The 18,544-nt window shown below is 53.1% G+C and carries 11 protein-coding genes and 1 pseudogene; 4 read left to right on the forward strand and 8 right to left on the reverse strand.

From position 1 onward, the window contains the following. Nucleotides 1–134 precede the first annotated feature (134 nt). The gene (locus tag Q0526_RS16035; protein WP_298735801.1) at nucleotides 135–1,064 is read right to left on the reverse strand and encodes a hypothetical protein; all 930 of its coding nucleotides are present in this window, start codon (nucleotides 1,062–1,064) and stop codon (nucleotides 135–137) included. A gap of 254 nt (nucleotides 1,065–1,318) precedes the next feature. On the opposite strand from Q0526_RS16035, the gene Q0526_RS16040 reads away from it, so the two are divergent. From Q0526_RS16040 to Q0526_RS16050, 3 genes are all read left to right on the forward strand, one after another. Next, nucleotides 1,319–2,164 carry a sugar nucleotide-binding protein gene (locus tag Q0526_RS16040; RefSeq protein WP_298735803.1) on the forward strand — a complete coding sequence of 282 codons (846 nt, stop codon included), beginning with the start codon at nucleotides 1,319–1,321 and terminating at the stop codon, nucleotides 2,162–2,164. Between the two features lie 141 nt (nucleotides 2,165–2,305). Further along, on the forward strand, nucleotides 2,306–3,562 hold the full coding sequence (locus tag Q0526_RS16045; protein ID WP_298735805.1) for an iron-containing alcohol dehydrogenase: 1,257 nt from the start codon (nucleotides 2,306–2,308) through the stop codon (nucleotides 3,560–3,562). Further along, complete coding sequence (locus Q0526_RS16050) at nucleotides 3,519–4,898, forward strand: aldehyde dehydrogenase (RefSeq protein WP_298735808.1); 1,380 nt, start codon at nucleotides 3,519–3,521, stop codon at nucleotides 4,896–4,898. The genes Q0526_RS16045 and Q0526_RS16050 overlap by 44 nt, the downstream gene beginning before the upstream one ends. A gap of 137 nt (nucleotides 4,899–5,035) precedes the next feature. On the opposite strand, the gene Q0526_RS16055 is transcribed toward Q0526_RS16050, so the two are convergent. Continuing rightward, complete coding sequence (locus tag Q0526_RS16055) at nucleotides 5,036–8,482, reverse strand: hypothetical protein (RefSeq protein ID WP_298735810.1); 3,447 nt, start codon at nucleotides 8,480–8,482, stop codon at nucleotides 5,036–5,038. Between the two features lie 348 nt (nucleotides 8,483–8,830). Here Q0526_RS16055 and feoB point away from each other — a divergent pair, with 348 nt between their 5' ends. After that, entirely contained in the window at nucleotides 8,831–11,212 is a 2,382-nt protein-coding gene (gene feoB, locus Q0526_RS16060; protein ID WP_298735813.1) for a ferrous iron transport protein B, read from the forward strand. A 56-nt stretch (nucleotides 11,213–11,268) separates the two neighbouring features. Here feoB and Q0526_RS16065 read toward each other — a convergent pair whose 3' ends face one another. From Q0526_RS16065 to Q0526_RS16090, 6 genes and pseudogenes are all read right to left on the reverse strand, one after another. Then, nucleotides 11,269–12,591: an MATE family efflux transporter gene (locus Q0526_RS16065; protein WP_298735828.1), complete on the reverse strand. Its 1,323-nt coding sequence runs from the start codon at nucleotides 12,589–12,591 to the stop codon at nucleotides 11,269–11,271. Nucleotides 12,592–12,619: 28 nt separating this feature from the next. After that, a complete protein-coding gene (locus tag Q0526_RS16070; RefSeq protein WP_298735816.1) occupies nucleotides 12,620–14,206 on the reverse strand; it encodes a glucosyltransferase domain-containing protein in 1,587 nt (528 codons plus the stop codon). A gap of 47 nt (nucleotides 14,207–14,253) precedes the next feature. Next, complete coding sequence (locus Q0526_RS16075) at nucleotides 14,254–15,834, reverse strand: glucosyltransferase domain-containing protein (protein ID WP_298735820.1); 1,581 nt, start codon at nucleotides 15,832–15,834, stop codon at nucleotides 14,254–14,256. Beyond that, a complete protein-coding gene (locus Q0526_RS16080; protein WP_298735823.1) occupies nucleotides 15,831–16,772 on the reverse strand; it encodes a glycosyltransferase family 2 protein in 942 nt (313 codons plus the stop codon). Before Q0526_RS16080 ends, Q0526_RS16075 begins: the two co-directional genes overlap by 4 nt. Nucleotides 16,773–16,961: 189 nt before the next feature. Beyond that, a pseudogene (gene tnpA, locus Q0526_RS16085) lies at nucleotides 16,962–17,422 on the reverse strand (IS200/IS605 family transposase). Nucleotides 17,423–17,603: 181 nt separating this feature from the next. Continuing rightward, on the reverse strand, nucleotides 17,604–18,544 hold a 941-nt coding region (locus tag Q0526_RS16090), incomplete at its 5' end, for a class I tRNA ligase family protein (protein WP_298735826.1).

The raw sequence follows: 18,544 nt of genomic DNA on the forward strand, positions 1-18,544 counted from the left end.
ACTACTCCCTTGCTTTTATCCCTATATGCCCGCTGAAAAACCATTTTTAGCTTTTATCTATTTCCTTGTGCAAAAGTAGCGCAATCTACTGCACATTTCTTTACTGCAACTTATTTCAATACATCCTCATTATTTTAGTGGATCATGTTGCAATCTCTAAGAAAAATAGCTATTCTTGACTTCCATGTTGGCTTAGTTAAATGCAACATCTTATGTACTTGTTTTAAGCGCGGAATCTTCCCTTTGCTAATAAATTTATTGTACAAATTAATCATTCCTCGTTCTTTTTCTGATGGAACATGAAGAACAATCACAGCATTGAATTTATAGCAAGTAGAAACCAAGAAAAACGCCCTTGTCCAAAAGCGGTAAATGTACGCTCCTGCATTTCTGATCAATGTCTTTTGCCCATCAGCGACAAGAGATATAATGAACTCATCTCCCAAGGTCGTCACAAATTTTTCTTGTTGCATCCTTTTATAAACTTCCTCACAATCTTCAACAAAACATTTTGCATTTTCCTTTGAAGCTGCAAAGAACTCTCCGCCATATTGAGTGATAATTTTTTCCCGTTTCGTGAATTTTTGCGTTTCTTCCAAAAAACGTCTAAAATCTTGTACTTGCAAGCCATGGTTAATATCGTATAGCAATATATAGTCCATGCATTCTCGCCAAATGCACTCAAAAGAGCCTTGTACATAAACGTCAGAATCCAAATAGCAATAATAGCTATAGTTTCTTTTTTCTAAAATCCGCTTTAATGCACAAAGTTTATAAAAAGCCAATGACCATGCATATTCGTCCGGCATACAGAAAGCATCAAACGGTTGGTTTACAATTTCCACTTGCTGTTGACGCAATATATCGATATACGGTTGCGGCACCTCTATATTTGTTACAAAAAGTACGTCGCAATCTGGATTCCAGTATTTTGCAGAAGTAGCCGCAACGCAACAATTTTTCAAGTAAATTTGCACGCTTTCAGATTGGTTAGTTATATTAACACTAGTACTCGCATTTTCCTTTTGTGCAAAAGGAATGATAATTACCTTTTGTGCACTCATTATAGTTTGCGCCCCCTCGCAATTTAATCAATTATCCAATGCAGATATTCCCGTAAAAGCTTTTAAAATATATTCTTTCCGAGAATAATCTCCATTTTTCTATAAAGTCCACTATTTAATTTAGTATATCCTTTTGCCAACCACAGTGTCAACTTACAAAACACCTGCCCCCCTGCCCAAACTACTTCCCATGTGGTACACTAACGGTATACTACCGCAGCCGCCACAAAGCGGCTGTCCAAGGAGGTTTTCCCATGAAACGTGTTTTGGTAACCGGTGCCGGTGGGTTTGTGGGGTCCCGCATTCTGCAGCAGCTCGCGGGACGGTGGGAGCTTTCTCCCTATCCCCACGGCACCTTAGCCACCGCCACGCAGGCAGAGGTCTTACATACCATATTGCAGTTCCGCCCCGAAGTTATCCTTCACACCGCGGCGCTTTCCGACACAGGTTACTGTGCGGCTCATCCCGAAGAATCTTTTCATGCCAACGTAGAACTTCCCTGTTGGATCGCACAAGCAGCCCGGCAATGCGGTGCCAAATTGGTGGCATTCAGCTCGGATCAGGTCTATGCCGGATTGGAGGGTCTGGGCCCCTTTTCCGAACAGACCCCGCTGCGCCCCGCCAACGTCTATGGCCGCCACAAACGGGAAGCCGAGCTGCGTGTGCTGGACCTACTGCCAGATGCCGTACTGCTGCGGGCCACATGGCTGTACGATCTGCCGGGCTATGGCTTACCCATTCGGGGCAACCTGCCGTTGAACCTATGGCAGGCCGCATTGCAGGGCAAGGCGGTTCGTTTTTCCTGCAAAGATTTTCGCGGCGTGACCTATGTGCGGCAAGCTATCGAAAATCTACTGCCGGCGGTAGAACTGCCCGGCGGCGTGTACAACTTTGGCAGCGATAACGATGCGGATATGCTTACTACGGCCCGCCATTTCTGCAATGCCTTGGGCATTTCCCCAACGTTAGAATCTGCCGACTGGTCCCGCAGCCTGCGGATGGACACCGCCAAAGCCCAGTCCGGCGGCCTAGTGTTTGACACCACTTTTGCAGGGATCAATCGTTGTTTGCAGGACTACAATTTGGCCGCCTTGCTGTGACCTTCGCCCCGCGGCAACCTTGTACAGTTGTCGATACTTCGTCATTTTTAACAAAATCGGGAAATTATTTTTGTAAACTTTTACTTGACATCTTGCCTCATTCTGTCTTATTCTTAACAATGATGTTCATTGTGGGAAAGGATGAGTAGAGTGAACGTTTTCAAGAAAGTGTATTGCCGTGTTTTTCAAACCGGTATGCGCATTGCGCTGCCGTTTTTGCCCTATCGTGAGCCTGAATTGATCCAAGGCGTGGGTGGTGTGCCGGAAGTTCTGCGTGCCCACCATATCGATTGCGTGATGCTGGTCACCGACGCCGGCGTACACAGTCTGGGCCTGACCGCTCATCTGGAAGAATTGCTGAAGGCCGCCCAGATCCGCTGTGTCGTCTACGACAAGACCGTTGCCAACCCCACGGTTGCCAACGTGGAAGAAGCCCGCACGCTCTATCTGGAAAACGGCTGTCAGGGTTTGATCGCCTTTGGCGGCGGTTCTTCGATGGACTGTGCCAAGGCTGTCGGGGCGCGGATCGTGCGGCCCAAAAAGTCGCTGGACCGCATGGAGGGCTTGCTGCATGTATTGCATCGCCTGCCTTTGCTGATCGCCGTACCTACCACCGCCGGCACCGGCAGCGAGACCACGCTGGCTGCCTTCATCACCGATGAAAAAATTCACCACAAGTACCCTATCAACGACTTTTCGTTGATTCCCCACTATGCGGTATTGGAACCCGACGTGACCTTGAACCTGCCCCGCCAGTTGACGGCCACCACCGGTATGGATGCCTTGACCCATGCGGTGGAGGCTTACATCGGCCGTTCCACCACCCAAGGCACCCGGGCCGCCGCCGTGGAAGCCGTGCAGTTGATTTTCGCCAATCTGCCTGAGGCCTACTACAATGGCCACAACCGGGAAGCCCGCGCCAACATGCTGCGGGCAGCCTATCTGGCCGGCACCGCGTTCACCAAGAGCTATGTGGGCTATGTACATGCCGTGGCACACAGTCTGGGGGGACGGTATGGCATCGCCCATGGTCTGGCCAACAGCGTACTGCTGCCGGTAGTGTTGAAGGCCTATGGCAGCGCTGCTTGGAAAAAACTGGCCGAGTTGGCACGGGCTTCCGGTGTCAGCGATTCCACCAGCGACGAAGTGGCAGCCAAAGAGTTCATCGCCTACATCGACGCTATGAACGCAGCTATGGATATTCCCGAGACGCTGTCCGGTATCCGCACCGAGGATATTCCCCAGTTGGCTCGCTACGCGGACCACGAGGCCAACCCGCTGTATCCGGTTCCGGTACTGTGGGGACCCGAACAGTTGGAAGAAATGTACAAACAAGTTCAGGAGGTTACCGTTCATGACGGAGCTGGAGATTCAAACCATTCTCAAACGGCAGCGTGAGTATTTTGCCGCCGGTCATACCCTGTCCGCCGAGGCACGTCTTGCGGCGCTGAAAAAATTGAAAGCCGCCCTGCAAAGCCACGAGGCTGATCTTGCCCGGGCCTTGCAGCAGGATTTGGGCAAATCGGCGTATGAGAGCTATATGTGCGAAACCGGCTTAACCTTGTCCGAAGCCACTTGGATGATTCGCCATCTGCGGAGCTTGATGAAGGAGCGCACGGTGCCCACCCCGCTGTCCCAGTTTGCAGCGCGGAGTTTTCGCGCCCCGTCGCCCTACGGCAACGTGTTGATCATGAGTCCGTGGAACTATCCCGTTTTGTTGACCTTGGACCCGCTCATTGATGCGCTGGCCGCCGGCAATACTGCCATCGTAAAGCCCAGCGCCTATTCTCCGGCCACGGCGGCCGTGCTGACCCAGATTCTGGAAGAGTGCTTTCCGCCCGAATATGTCTGCGTAGTGACCGGTGGCCGCGCCGAAAATCAGGCTCTGCTGCGACAGAAATTTGATATGATTTTCTTCACCGGCAGCAAGGCGGTGGGCAAAGAAGTGCTGCGCTGCGCCGCCGAATACTTGACCCCGGCCGTGCTGGAATTGGGCGGCAAAAGCCCCTGCATTGTGGAGCGGTCCGCCAAAATTCGTCTGGCTGCCAAGCGCATTGTCTTCGGCAAATATCTGAATTGCGGCCAGACCTGCGTAGCCCCGGACTACATCCTGTGCGATGCCTCGGTTCGCGACGAATTGATTGCCGCCCTGCAAGAGGAGATCAAGGTCCAGTTCGGTGCTGATCCGCTGCAAAATCCTGCTTACGGCAAGATCATCAACGAAAAGCATTATCATCGTCTGATGGGGCTGATCGACCCGGCCAAGGTCGTCTGCGGCGGCACCGGCGACGAGGCCGCCCAACGCATTGCCCCCACCATTATGAAGGACGTGACTTGGGACGACGCCGTAATGGGCGAGGAGATTTTTGGCCCCATTCTGCCGATCTTGACCTATACCGATTTGGACGAGGCCGTGGCCGAGATTGAAGCGCGGCCCCATCCGCTGGCCCTCTATCTGTTCAGCGAGGACAAGGCCGTACAGCGTAAGGTGCTGGATCGCTGCCACTTCGGCGGTGGTTGCCTAAATGATACCATTATCCATCTGGCGACCAGCGCCATGCCTTTCGGCGGCGTAGGCGAGAGCGGCATGGGTGGTTACCATGGCAAGACTGGGTTTGAAGCCTTCAGCCACCTGCGCAGCATCGTGGATAAGAAAACTTGGTTGGATATGCCGGTGCGCTACCAGCCCTATGGAAAAGCAAAAGAGAAAATGCTGCGCTTCTTCTTGAAATGATACCAAGCCCCCGCAAGGTTCCCTGTGTAAGCAGGATTTCCTTGCGGGGGCTTTTGTCTGAACCTTCCCATAGCAAAACGGGTGGACAACCGAAGTTGTCCACCCGTTTTATCTTTTGCTTAGCGAATCAGGAAAGATCAGCAATCTTCCTTCTTCTTTTTGTAAACCATCAGACCGCCGAAGGCGCTGCCGGAGATGACCAGCAGAACCACCCACAGAAGCGGGTTGCTGGCATCGCTGGTCTGCGGAATCGCAGCGGTAGCGGTGGCGTTGGTGGTGGTAGAAGCAGAAGCGGAGGCAGAAGCCGTCGCATTGTTGCTGGCTGCAGCCGTCTGGGTAGCAGACTTGCGGTAGCCGCACTCAGCACACTGCTGATAGCCTACACCGTTCTCGTCCTGTTTCCACTGGAAGTTGTGGGTGTCCTCATTGATCACGGAACCGCAATCAGAGCAGAGCTGCCAATGCTTGTCAGCATTGTACTGCCACTGGTAGTTGTGGTGAGAACCGCTGGAGGAGGCCTGCTTGATAAAGCCGTCCTGTCCATCAGAAACCAGACCAACGTTTTCCGTACCTTCAGCGCTGGCTTCCACATCGTCGATAAATTTCAGATATACGAAACCGGGCTTGCTGTTATTGGTCACAGCAACAGATGCACCTTTGTTGAAGGTGACGACCATCTTATCCTTGTCGTTGACGTTTTCTTTATCTTCCACGTAGATGCCATAGTTGCTCGGATTTTCGCCATCGAAAGTAATGGCACCATTCACATCCAAAGTGGACGCCTTAGGATTGCCATTGCGGTCTTTCGTGCTATCGACGTTGATGGAGCCCCAAGAATTTTTACCAGTGGTGATAACAATCTTGCCGTTCAGGTCCACATCGGAACCACCGATAACGATGGGCGCGCCGCCCAAACCAGCCTTAGAGCCATCCACCGTCATGCTTTCTACATTGACGTTGTCAGCATCCCAAATATTCAAGGTATGGTTGTTCTTGTCACCAGCAACCAATGTACCGCCCTTGATGGTCACATTGTCTGCGGTGATGTCCACCAAGTGAGCGCTATTGCCCGTACCGGCAAAGCTATCCGAAGCGCTGATGGTATGGCCATTCAGATCCAACGTCAGATTTTCCTGGTTGATGGTCAGCATGGAATCCAGCTGAACATCTTTCAGCAGTTTAACAGTCTTGTCCTTGGCATTCTGTGCCGCGGTCATGGCATCACCCAGAGTCTTATAACCGACACCATCTACCGTAGCCACGGCAAAGGTTTCAGGTTCCTTACCTTCGGTGATACCGGTAACAACAAAGTCATGTTTGTCCGTACGCGCGCCAGTGGTTGCACCGTCATCGACACTGTAGCTGTAGGCGACGTTCGTAAAGGTGCCGCCATTGATGGTGATGGAATTCTTTGCTGCACTGGCGTCATTCACGTTGTTGCAGTATACAGCTTCATGCAGGTTCGTGTAATTGCAGTTGTTCAGCGCAACCGTCACGCCGCCCTGACCGCCAACGATCACGGCGTGGCCGTTCTGAACTTCTTCCTTGCCCTGGAAGTTGACGTTATTAACCACCAGCGTGGTTCCTGCCTTCAAGCCTTCCATAGAAGTGCTCTCATTGAAAGCTGCAATACCCGGTTTTAGCTTGTTGTTAAGCGTAATGGTGTGGTTGTTGCCTTCCACCGTCAGGTTCATACCTGCGGGTACCTCTACCGGCGTGGTGCCCAAATTGACATCGTTCACCAAACGGACGGTGCCCGTATTCCCATTAGTCTTGACGGTATCTACAGCTTCCTGCAGAGTGGTGTAATACACACCATCTTTGCCATCAACGGTAGCCGCAGCGCCAACGATGGGAGTATCTTTCAGGTTGGTATTTTCCAGACCGGTAACTGTAACACTGCTAACCGTAGGCTCAATGAACAGCTTTGTTGCACTGCTGCCATTAACCGCGACATTTTCACCGAAATTCACAGTCACGTCTTCCGAGTTCGCCATAACGCCTATCTGCGTACCATTCAGCTGAACCACAGAATCTTTCTGGACATTCAACGTAACAGGCTGACCATTATTCTTGTCCAAATCCACCGCATAATAGCCATTACCGGTGAGTGTCACATTACCATCCAACGTTACAGAGGCTTCGCCATTGCCACCGTTTACAACCACCGGCGTTGCACTGGCTGCGGCCGCCGAAACATCCACGGAAACTTTCTTGAGTGTCACAGAGCCGCCGTACACGTTCACACCATGTTTGCTATTAGCCGTGCCAACCAGTGCACCACTTTCAATACTAACATTCTGTCCCGTGACGTTAATCAAATGGTTGTTATTCTTCGTTGTGTCAAAATCTTCTGCTGCGGTAATGGTATAACCATTCAAATCCAACTTCAGGTCACTGGTGGCGATGACCAACATCTTATCCAGATAGACGTCATCGGTCAAGGTAACGATCTTATCCTCGCCGGCAGCAATGGCCTCCGCCAAATCTCCGTAGTAGGCACCATCCACAACAGCCACTGCAGGCCAGTTGTCATTAACCGTCGGAACCTTAACACTACCATCCAGCCCGTTCCCGTCGGGAGTATCATATTGTCCGTCTGCGGCATCGGCTTCGAAGCTTTCCACCGTGGTGTAGTAAGCGTTATAGTCATAGCCAGAAGCACCATCAGTATACGCACCGAAAGCCTGTACCGCATAAGCAAGATTACGGCTCTCGGTAACATCAAACTGCCAAACTTCGTTGTTGTAGCCGCTTCCCGTACTTACACCAGCGCCACACCAAACGTTGTCCAACTGGATATTGGATGCCTGCAATTTGCAGCTTGCAGCACCACTATTCACACCAACACCAAACAGGTAGCCAGCCAGCTTACAACTGTCAACTTCCACCTTGATGTTTTCGCATCCGCTACTCACATTGATTGCCTGATTGCTCGAACCGTCAGACTGAAGCGTAAGATTCTTTACTTTAATGTTGCTCGTAACATTTTTAAAAATCAGGCTACCATTAATCGTAGTCTTATCCACGCCCTGTCCGTAGATCTGTACACCTGCGTTGATCGTCAGGTTACCCACATCGTAGGTGCCTTCTTCCAACGTGATGACATCACCATCACTGGCATTTTGCAAAGCGGTTTTCAAGCCATCCGCATCAGAAACCGTCGTGCTATTGTAAGTTTCCTGTCCTTCCGCCATCAGCGCAATTTCAGGCAGACCAGCGTCCTCGTTTCCGTTTGCATCGGAAACGACCGCATCGTCCTCCTCACCCTCGGCAGACTCAGAATCTTCCTCCGTCTTATCCTCGGTAGACTCGGTATCGCCCTCCGTCTCGCCTTCAGCAGACTCGGTGCCTTCCTCCGTCTTGCCCTCGGTAGACTCGGCACCTTCCTTTACCTCGTCTTCCGTAGGCTCCGTCTTTTCCTCGGCAGAGGTAGATTCCGTCCCTTCTCCTTCTTTCGGCGTGCTGGTAACGACCTCAGTACCTGTGGTGGTGTCGACTTCTTCTGCAAACGCAGTTGTCGGCATCATCGCAGCCACCATGGAGACCGCTACCAGAAGGGAAAGCCACTTCTTACGTAACATACACTTCCTCCTTCATCGTGTACAACAGGTACCGGATGGTCCCTCGTTTTTGAACCAACCAAAAAGCAACATACGCTGTCTTATGTACCAAATTCGTGTAATTTATATATTGCCACTATTTACCAGAAAAGTCAACACTAAACATCATTTTTCCATAAATTCTTTCCTCTTTTTTTTGCCTCGTTTTTTACCGTTTTCCTGGGATTTACTTTTTCGTTTCTACGTTTATTTTTTCTTTTTCAGCAAAAGGGGCATGATTGACATTGCCTGTTAGCCGTGCTAAACTTTTTTTGCATACCCGTAGGGTATTTTGCGGCCTGCTAGGCAGGCAGGAGGTTTGGAAAGTTTATGACATTGGCAGAACTAAAAATCGGGCAAGATGCTTTGATCGAAGCCATTGGCGGCACCGGAGAACTGCGCCACCATTTGCTGGATATGGGGCTGACGCCCGGCACCGAAGTAACGCTGCGCAAAGTCGCTCCCATGGGGGATCCTATCGAAGTGGAACTGCGCGGTTATGAGCTGACGCTGCGCTTAGATGACGCAGCCAAAATCACCGTAGAAAACGTACATACCACCGACCGGGCAGCACGCAGCGAAGTGCGGCACGCGGCGGTACCGCACCCCGGTGTGGGCGAGCTGGGCAAAACCGCCAGCTACCACACACGCAAAGCCGGCCCACCCATCGCCAAAGGCGCCCCGCTGACCTTTGCTCTGGCCGGTAACCAAAACTGCGGCAAGACCACCCTCTTCAACCAACTGACCGGTTCCAACCAGCACGTGGGTAACTTTCCCGGCGTGACGGTGGACCGCAAGGACGGTACCATCCGCGGCCACAGCGAAGCCACCGTCACCGATTTGCCGGGTATCTATTCCCTGTCGCCTTACTCCAATGAGGAGATCGTGACCCGGGATTTCATCTTACAGCAAAAGCCCAACGGCATCATCAATATCGTGGATGCCTCCAACATTGAACGCAACCTCTATCTGACCATGCAGCTGATGGAGTTGCAGATTCCCATGGTGTTGGCCCTCAACATGATGGACGAGGTCCGCGCCAACGGTGGTACTATTCTGGTCAACCAGCTAGAAAACGACTTGGGCATCCCGGTGGTACCGATTTCGGCAGCCAAAAACGAGGGCATCGATGAGCTGATCGAACACGCCCTGCATGTAGCCCGATACCGGGAGCTGCCGGGGCGCATCGACTTCTGCACCGCCGGAGCGGACGCCAACGACCCCAAGGGTGCCGTGCACCGCTGCATCCACGCCGTCGCCCACTTAATTGAGGACCACGCCGCCGCTGCAGGTTTACCGCTGCGGTTTGCTTCCACGAAGTTGGTGGAGGGCGACGGTCCCATTTTGGAAGCGTTGCAGCTAGACCAAAACGAAAAAGAACTGCTGGACCACACCATCACCGAACTGGAAAGCGAGACCGGACTGGACCGGGAAGCCGCTCTGGCCGATATGCGCTTTACCTTTATTGAAAAACTCTGTGCCGAAACGGTAGTCAAGCCCGGCGAAAGTCGGGAGCACAAACGCAGTGTCGCCATCGACGAGATTCTTACCGGCAAGTTTACAGCTCTGCCCTGTTTTATCGGCATTATGGCGCTGGTGTTCTGGCTGACCTTCGGCGTTATCGGCGCGGTGCTCTCCGACTGGATGACCTTGGGGATTGATGCTCTTACCGGCCTTGTGGACAGTGCCTTGACTGCCTATGGCATCAACCCGGTGGTCCATTCGCTGGTCATTGACGGCATCTTCGCCGGTGTGGGCAGTGTGCTGAGCTTCCTGCCCACCATCGTCACCTTGTTCTTCTTCCTTTCCATTCTGGAAGATACCGGCTACATGGCCCGTGTTGCCTTTGTCATGGATAACCTGCTGCGCCGCATCGGCCTTTCGGGCCGCAGCTTCGTCCCGATGCTTATCGGTTTCGGTTGTTCGGTACCGGCCATCATGGCGACCCGCACCCTCTCCAGTGACCGCGACCGCCGGATGACCATTTTGCTAACCCCCTTTATGAGCTGCTCGGCTAAGCTGCCCATCTATGCACTGTTCACCGCCACCTTCTTCGCCCCCATCTACCGGGCGCCGGTGATGATTTTTTTGTATCTCTTCGGCATCCTGTGCGGCGTGCTCTATGCACTCATCCTCAAGCACACCCGCTTCCACGGTGAGCCGGTCCCCTTTGTCATGGAATTGCCCAACTATCGCCTGCCCAGCGCCCGCAGTGTGGGGCAGTTGATTTGGGAAAAGGCGCGGGACTTTGTTCAGCGTGCTTTTACCATCATCTTTGTGGCTACCGTCATTATCTGGTTCCTGCAAACCTTTGACGCACGTCTTAATGTGGCCGCCTCCGCCGACAGCAGCCTGCTGGCCTTGATCGGTTCTTGGATTGCACCGATCTTCGCCCCGCTGGGCTTTGCGGATTGGCGGATCTCCACCGCTTTGATCACCGGCTTTACCGCCAAGGAAAGCGTTGTCTCTACCTTGACTGTTCTGCTGGGCGGCGATGCCACGGCACTACCCACGCTATTCCCGCCCTTTACCGCCATGGTCTTCCTCGTTTTCACGCTGCTGTACACTCCCTGCGTGGCTGCCATCGCCGCCGTTCGCCGAGAGATGGGCAGCACCAAGGCTGCCGTGGGGGTAGTCATTGCCCAATGTGTCATCGCTTGGGTCGTGGCCTTCTTGGTCCATTGCATCGGTCTGGTATTTGGGCTGGTCTAAACCGCCTACACGTATAGCTATAAAAAAATCCGACGGAAATATTCCGTCGGATTTTTTTATAGCAGCCTTTTCTTGTGGCAGGTATACAGATAATAGGGGATTTCGTACAGCAGCATCACGCACCAGCCGAAGGCACACGCCCATGCAATGCCCGTCAACCCCATGCGGGGCGCCAAAACCGCCGCCCCCAACGCGCGCAGACCCGCTTGCAGGCAAGTTCCCAAAAGTGTGGTCGTCATCTTGCCCATACCACGGTAGAAGCCCTGAAATCCATTGGTCAAAGCCGGCAATCCGTAGAACAGCGCCATCAAGGCCAGATATTCGCTGCCCAGTGACACCACCTGCGCTGCTCCTTCGCCTTTCACAAAAAGTGCTACCAGCGGTTCCCGCAACCACCAAGTCAGCGTTCCCACCAAGGCCCAGTAGCCCAGCTCTAGCCGCAGACCCGCTGCAAACCCCGGTCGGATGCGCTGTGGTTGGCCTGCCCCACGGTTCTGGGCGATGTAGGTGGTGATCGCACTGGCAATGCTCTGTTCCGGCGTAAAAGCGAAATCATCCACCCGGGTGACTGCATTGAAGGCCGCAATAGCCTCCACCCCCAACGCATTGACCTGCCCTTGGATCAGCACCTTGCAGATGGGCTGCACCGCTTGCTGCAACGCCGTGATCGCGCCATATTGCAAAATACGTCCCAAGAGTTGGGGTTGGATCTTCCATTGGTTGTGCCCCGGGCAGAGCAGCGGAACCCGGCGTACTAGGTACATTGCCGCCAACAAGGCGCTGGCCGCTTCAGCCACCACGGTGGTTACAGCACTGCATACAATGCCGAAACCCATTCCGCCGATCAGTACCAGATCCAGCACCGCGTTCAGCACGGCAGAAAAAGCCAGAAAACGCAGCGGCGTTTTGGAATCCCCCACGCTTTTGAGCCCCGCCGCCAATGCATTATAAAAGAAGGTAAAGGGTGCTCCCAAAAAGGTGATTCGCAGATACACCGCTGTAATACTCAAAATGGAATCCGGCACCGCCAGTGCCTGCAAAATCCATGGTGTACACAAGATGCCTACCAGAGCCACCCCGCAGCACAGTGCCGCACCAAACAGCAGCGTGGTTGCGAGCGTTTCTCGCAGTGTATCAGTCTTATCGGCGCCAAAGGCTTCGCTCATCAGAACGCCCGCCCCAATGCAGACCCCGGTGATCGCAAGGATCACCAGATTCATAATGGGACCGGCCACCCCTTCGGCGGCCAAGGCATCCTGCCCGATGAAACGCCCCACTATGATGGAATCCACTGCGTTGTAGGCCAACTGTAACCAGTTGCCCAGCACCAGCGGCACCGCATAGACAAAGAGGTGCCCCAGAGGGGCACCTTGTGTCATGGTACGCACGGGAAGCACTTCCCTTCCGTTATTGGATCGGTGCGACTTTTACCACCACCACACCGTCGATGGTTTGAATCGATCCTTCTTGTGGATAGACCGGCATGTTCTGGAAATCTTCGGTGGCGCAAATCTTGCGAGTTTCCTCATCACTGCACCAATTTAATTGCAGCCCCAGTTCCTCCCAATACAAGCTATGCCAGCCGCGGCTATTGTAGGTAGGATCAAAGGAGAGCAGCCCAAACTGTACCAAATCGCTGGCTTTTTCCTGCAACGGGGAAAGGTCGTCGTACGTTCCATTTTGGGGTTGTCCCAAAATGCACACCTGCGCACCAGCTTGATAATCCGCGTTATTCTCCAACTGCACACAGATTCGATCGGCCAAATGAACGATGGTATTTTTCTGTGCCAGCATCACCATCGCATCATTGTTGATCTGCACGATATAGCCGCGCAGCAATACCAACGCGCAGAGCACTCCCAGCACTTTTGTCCAAGGCAGACGAGCAACCGATTGTCCCGCCAAAGGTTCCAGCAACGCAAGAACAAAGGGCACAACCAAGACCAGCGAACCGGCCATCCGCAGTTCAATATGGCTGTTGGCGTTGACAATGTCTGTGCTGTTCACGGCCGCGGGCAACAGAGCCAGCAGCAAACAGGTCAGCAGGATTTCTCGTTTCCGTTTTATCCGGCGGAAGTGACCGCAAACCCCTACCAGTGCCACCAACGCCAGCGCCAGATAGGCAAGCCGCTGGCCGTAATAGTTCTGCGCAATGCTGTCCTGTACCGCAAAGTACGTTACAAAATCCCGGTATGCATGAATCAGCCCCTGCGGGATTCCCCGCAGCATCTCCAGTGGGCCGCCGGCATACGGGCTATAAAGCGACACTTGGTCATACCACAAAAAGAATTTCAGCAGTAAATAGTAGATTCCGCAGCCCAAAAGGCCCATGCCCAGCATACGCCGAAACTGACAGCCCAGTTTACTGCCATCGTAAGCACCCCGCAGCAAATTCAGCACAAGGGTCATCAAGCACAAAGCCGCTGTCACCCCGATGCTTGCCTGATACATCCCCAGAGAAATGGCCAGACAGAGTGCCCCTGCCGTCCAGCCTTGCCAGCCGGAAAGCCGCACTACCCATAAAACAGCAGCAACCGCCAAAAAGAAGGAAAAACCATAGGCAGCGCTGCAATAGTGGAAGGTCTCCACTTCTGCCACATAGGGGGCACAGGCCACCAAAATCGGCACAAGAAAACGGACCGCACGCCCGCGCAGTGCAAAGAGCTCCACCAAAAGCAGACCTGCCAACACATAAAAGAAAAGCATCAGCAGGGCGGACAGAACCGGCAGGTTGATCCCGCCGCGCAGCACGTCCATCCAACGCAGTCCCCAGCGTCCCTGTGCCGTCTCCCATCCGGGAGAGAAGTCCCACAGGTCGGCCACATACAAGCTGCCTACATGCAAAGAATCCATATTGCGCAGTTGGTGCGCGTAAATGGGATAGTGGACCGCCGCCGCCAACAACATGGTGACCGTGAACGGCCAGCGGTTGCGGTAGCACCAGCCAAATAGGGTATCCCATTGTTTACGGATTACACTTTCAATCGCCGACATGAAAAAGAGCACCTCTTACACACAGTTCTTGCGAGACTGCCTTTCTATCAGGCGATTCTCACTACCAGAACATTGTCAATCACGGCTATCGCTCCTTCTTGGGGGAAAGGCGGCATCTCCCAAAACGTTTCATTCCCCCAAAGAGCAAACACCTGTTCGGAACTGCACCACGAGATTTGTGCCCCCAATTCTTGGTCCATCAAACGAATCCAAGCATCTCTGTTATTCTCGGCATCACTCCAGAAGATGCCACTTTGAATAAGGGGGTTTGCCCTATCCCGATACGTACTGGGCGCCACCGATGGTGTACCGATAATGGCCACCGGCATTCCCTGCTGGTATTCTTCCCGTTCAACCAACTGGATCAAAATTTCCTGCCCAAGTGTTAGGGCCTGCGTCTTATCCGCCACCATCACTTGAATGTCGTTGTTGCTTTGCAGCATATAGCCACGCAGCAGAACAAGTGACAACAGCAAAACACCAGTTTTTTGCAGCACACCGTTCCGAATCCAAACGCCCTGCGCAAGCAATGCAACACAGAATAATGGCACCAACGCCATGCCGCCGGCCATACGCAATGCAATTTCCGTTGTAGGGTTGATAATATCGGTCACATTGGCTGCCGCTGGCATCAGCAAGATACAAAGCACACTGACGATACAAACCGCTGGCTTTTTGCGACAGCGGAACAGGTTGTACACGAATACTGCACTGCCCCCAAGCAGCAATATGGCATGTATCGGCCGGATAGAATAAAAGTTTTGGGCAATCTCTCTGCCAAAGAAATACTGACCAAAATCTCGATATGCCTGCAAAATACCATTTGGCAGCTGCGCCAGCAAGCCTATACCCACTTGGTTGATACCGTTAATATCAGCCAATGATGCATCATAGACTTTTAGCAATATCTGTAGTACAACTAGGTACAAGACGCCCCCAATGCCTCCCATGAGCAAAAGACGCACGAAAAGGCGTCTGAATTCCACATCGAAGGTTCCACGCTGAAACAATGTCTTAATCAGCAAAAATAGACATACAACCGCCGCTACGCCCAAACTGGATTGATAGAGTCCCAGCGAAACGGTCAAACAGAGTGCACCGAGCAGAACACTGCCCAACGAGGTTCTACTTGCCCAAAATACAGCCCAAACGGCCAAGAAAAAAGACAATGCGTAAGCTGTACTGCAATAGCGGTAAGTCTGGATATTCATGACATACTGGCTGCACAGCAGCAAAGACGCTGCGCCAAAACGAAGCCACCCACCACGCACATCCATCAAATCGCATAGTACCAACGCAGCCAGTAGGAAGAAGGCTGTTGTCAAAAGGACCGTAAGGAAATAGGGGTGCATTCCATCCGCTAAGGCATCGGTCAAACGAAGTGCCCAGCGCCCTTGTACACTCTCCCAATAAGGGATTCGTTCCCACAGATCCGCCCAATAGGGTTCTGCTGTGCAAAAAGAATCCAAATTTTCCAGCCCTTGTTGGAAAATGGGATAATATAACCCCATCGCCAACAGCAACACGCCGCCCAACACCCACTTATTGCGGTTCAGCCATGCCTGCAGCGTGCGGTTTCCTTGCTGGATTCCGCCTTCCAAGGATTCTAGAATGGCACCTGCGTTCATCGGCCTTCCTCCGTCTCCGCCACAATATAGATCGGACGATGTTTCACTTCCAGATAGGTTTTGGCCAGATATTCACCCACAATGCCGATGCAGAAAAGCTGTACGCCGCTGCACAACAGCATGATACAGACCATGCTGGGCCAGCCCGAGGTGGGATCGCCGAAGGCAAGCGCCCGGATGACCACGAATAGGATTCCAATGAACGCCAAAATACAGAACAGCACGCCCGCTCCCGCTGCCACCAGCAGCGGAGTGGTGGAAAAGCCTACAATGCCCTCGATGGAATACTTAAACAAGCCCCAGAAGTTCCATTTGGTGGTGCCGGCCACCCGCTCGATGTTCTCGTAGTCAAACCACTTGGTCTTAAAGCCCACCCAGCTGAAGATTCCCTTGCTGAAACGGTTGTATTCCGCCATGCTGAGCACTGCGTTGACCATCTTGCGGCTCATCAGCCGGAAATCCCGGGCACCGTCCACGATTTCGGTGTCCGACATTTTATTGATGATTTGATAGAATTTTCTGGCAAACCAGCTGCGCAGCGGCGGTTCTCCCTTACGGGTGGTGCGGCGGGTGGCGGCGCAGTCGTACTCCCCATCCAGCAGCGTATCCAGCATGGCGGGCAGCAGCGCCGGAGGATCCTGCAAGTCCGCGTCCATGGTGGCTACATAGTCACCCTTGGCGGCCTGCAAACCGGCATAGATGCCTGCCTCTTTTCCGAAATTGCGGCTAAAAGACACATACCGCACCCGGGCGTCCTGTGCGTGGAGTTCCCGCGCTACCCGCAGCGTGCCGTCCCGGGAACCGTCGTCGATAAAGATAAATTCAAACTCCGCGCCGTGGCTCTTCCCCATCTCGGCCGCCACCCGGCTGGCCTCCTGATAGAAAAGCGGCATGGATTCTTCTTCGTTATAACAAGGAACGATCAGACTAATCAGCATGGTATCATCCTGCTTTCCTGCCAAAAAGGCAAATATATGTTTTATTATACCTTTTTCGGGGGGTATTGTAAATAGACAGAATAAATATCCCCCGGCAAAGCCGGGGGTTTTTCACAGACGGGCGAAGCCCTGGAATACTAGCGCACGCGTCACGTCGCGTTGGTACGGTCTGCCAGCCGCGAGAGTTTGTTACTTACCGCCCGTAAACGGGCTCATTAGAAGTTTCCCATTGTCAGTTGTTCTCCTGCCTGATCCTCTTCAAGCTGGCGTCGGATGTATTCTTCGATTTTCTTTGCATTTTTACCCGCTGTATCTACGTAATACCCTCTGCACCAAAACTCTCTGTTCCGATACTTGTATTTCAACTCAGGGTATTTTTCGTAAATCATCAGGCTACTTTTCCCTTTTAAGTATCCCATGAAACTCGATACCGCGTACTTCGGCGGAATCTCTACCAGCATATGGATATGATCCGGGCATACTTCTGCTTCGATGATATTCACCTTTTTCCAGTTACACAGCGTTCTTAGGATTTCTCCTATCTCCCGCCGTTTCTGCCCGTAAAATACTTTTCTTCGGTATTTCGGAGCAAACACAATATGATATTTGCAATTCCAGCTTGTATGCGATAAACTATTTACGTCGTTCATTTTGAATGACCTCCCTTTGCTTGGTTGTGCAGTTGGCAGACCGCACTTCTATTTTAGCAAAGGGAGTTTTTTGTCTCCATAATCGGCACAAGCCTTCTTTTGAACCACTCGCCTAGCGAGTGGTTTTCGGCATACAAAAAGGGCGCCGCCCCTATGGACGACGCCCTAAACAATACGAAAATCAGCCTTTGACGGCAATATTGACCAGCTTGCCTTTGACGTAGATTTCCTTGGCGATGGTCTTGCCTTCGATAGCGGCAGCCACAGCCGGCTCTGCTTTGGCCTGCGCGATGGCATCGGCGCTCTCGATAGCGGCCGGCACCTGAATGCGAGCCTTGACCTTGCCGTTGACCTGTACGGCAATTTCGATGGTCTGCTCCACGCACTTGGCCTCGTCGTAGCTGGGCCAAGGATGATAGGCCAACTGCTCGGTATGACCCAGTTGCTGCCACAGCTCTTCGGTCATATGGGGGGCAAAGGGGTTGAGCAGCTGCAACAGCACCTCGTACTCGGCACGGTTGGCACCGCCGTGGTCGCTGAGCGCATTGACATAGATCATCAGCTGGGCAATGGCGGTGTTGGCCTTGAGGGAGTCGATGTCCTCGCCCACCTTCTTGATGGTGCGGTTCGCTACCGCCTCCAGCTCGGGACGGATGGCATCCCCGTCCAGCAGCTTCTCGCTCATGCCCCAGATCTTATCGAGGAACCGCTTGCAGCCCTTGATGGAAGAAGTGTTCCAGGGCGCAGCTTTCTCGAAGTCGCCAATGAACATCTCGTAGAGGCGCAGGGTATCGGCACCGTACTCGTCCACCACATCGTCGGGGTTCACTACGTTGCCCAAGCTCTTGGACATCTTGACGATGGGGTGCTCGGCCATCTCGCCGTACTTCTCGATCAGCGCCGCACGGGCCGCCTTCTCGCTGCCGTACTCCGCCACCAGACGCTTGCGCTCCGCGTCGGTCTGGTTCTCAAAAGCATGGGGGTTCAGGCCCAGAATCATGCCGTGGCTGGTGCGCTTCTGGTAGGGTTCCTTGGTGGGCACCACGCCGATGTCATACAGGAACTTATGCCAGAACCGGCTGTACAGCAGGTGCAGGGTGGTGTGCTCCATGCCGCCGTTGT

It is taken from the genome of uncultured Subdoligranulum sp. (assembly GCF_937890665.1).

Bases quoted from the DNA above. Each gene is read 5' to 3' on its own strand.
- Q0526_RS16035 (WP_298735801.1), bottom strand. From the start codon at position 1,064: ATGAGTGCACAAAAGGTAATTATCATTCCTTTTGCACAAAAGGAAAAT.
- Q0526_RS16040 (WP_298735803.1), top strand. From the start codon at position 1,319: ATGAAACGTGTTTTGGTAACCGGTGCCGGTGGGTTTGTGGGGTCCCGC.
- Q0526_RS16045 (WP_298735805.1), top strand. From the start codon at position 2,306: ATGAGTAGAGTGAACGTTTTCAAGAAAGTGTATTGCCGTGTTTTTCAA.
- Q0526_RS16050 (WP_298735808.1), top strand. From the start codon at position 3,519: ATGACGGAGCTGGAGATTCAAACCATTCTCAAACGGCAGCGTGAGTAT.
- Q0526_RS16055 (WP_298735810.1), bottom strand. From the start codon at position 8,482: ATGTTACGTAAGAAGTGGCTTTCCCTTCTGGTAGCGGTCTCCATGGTG.
- feoB (WP_298735813.1), top strand. From the start codon at position 8,831: ATGACATTGGCAGAACTAAAAATCGGGCAAGATGCTTTGATCGAAGCC.
- Q0526_RS16065 (WP_298735828.1), bottom strand. From the start codon at position 12,591: ATGACACAAGGTGCCCCTCTGGGGCACCTCTTTGTCTATGCGGTGCCG.
- Q0526_RS16070 (WP_298735816.1), bottom strand. From the start codon at position 14,206: ATGTCGGCGATTGAAAGTGTAATCCGTAAACAATGGGATACCCTATTT.
- Q0526_RS16075 (WP_298735820.1), bottom strand. From the start codon at position 15,834: ATGAACGCAGGTGCCATTCTAGAATCCTTGGAAGGCGGAATCCAGCAA.
- Q0526_RS16080 (WP_298735823.1), bottom strand. From the start codon at position 16,772: ATGCTGATTAGTCTGATCGTTCCTTGTTATAACGAAGAAGAATCCATG.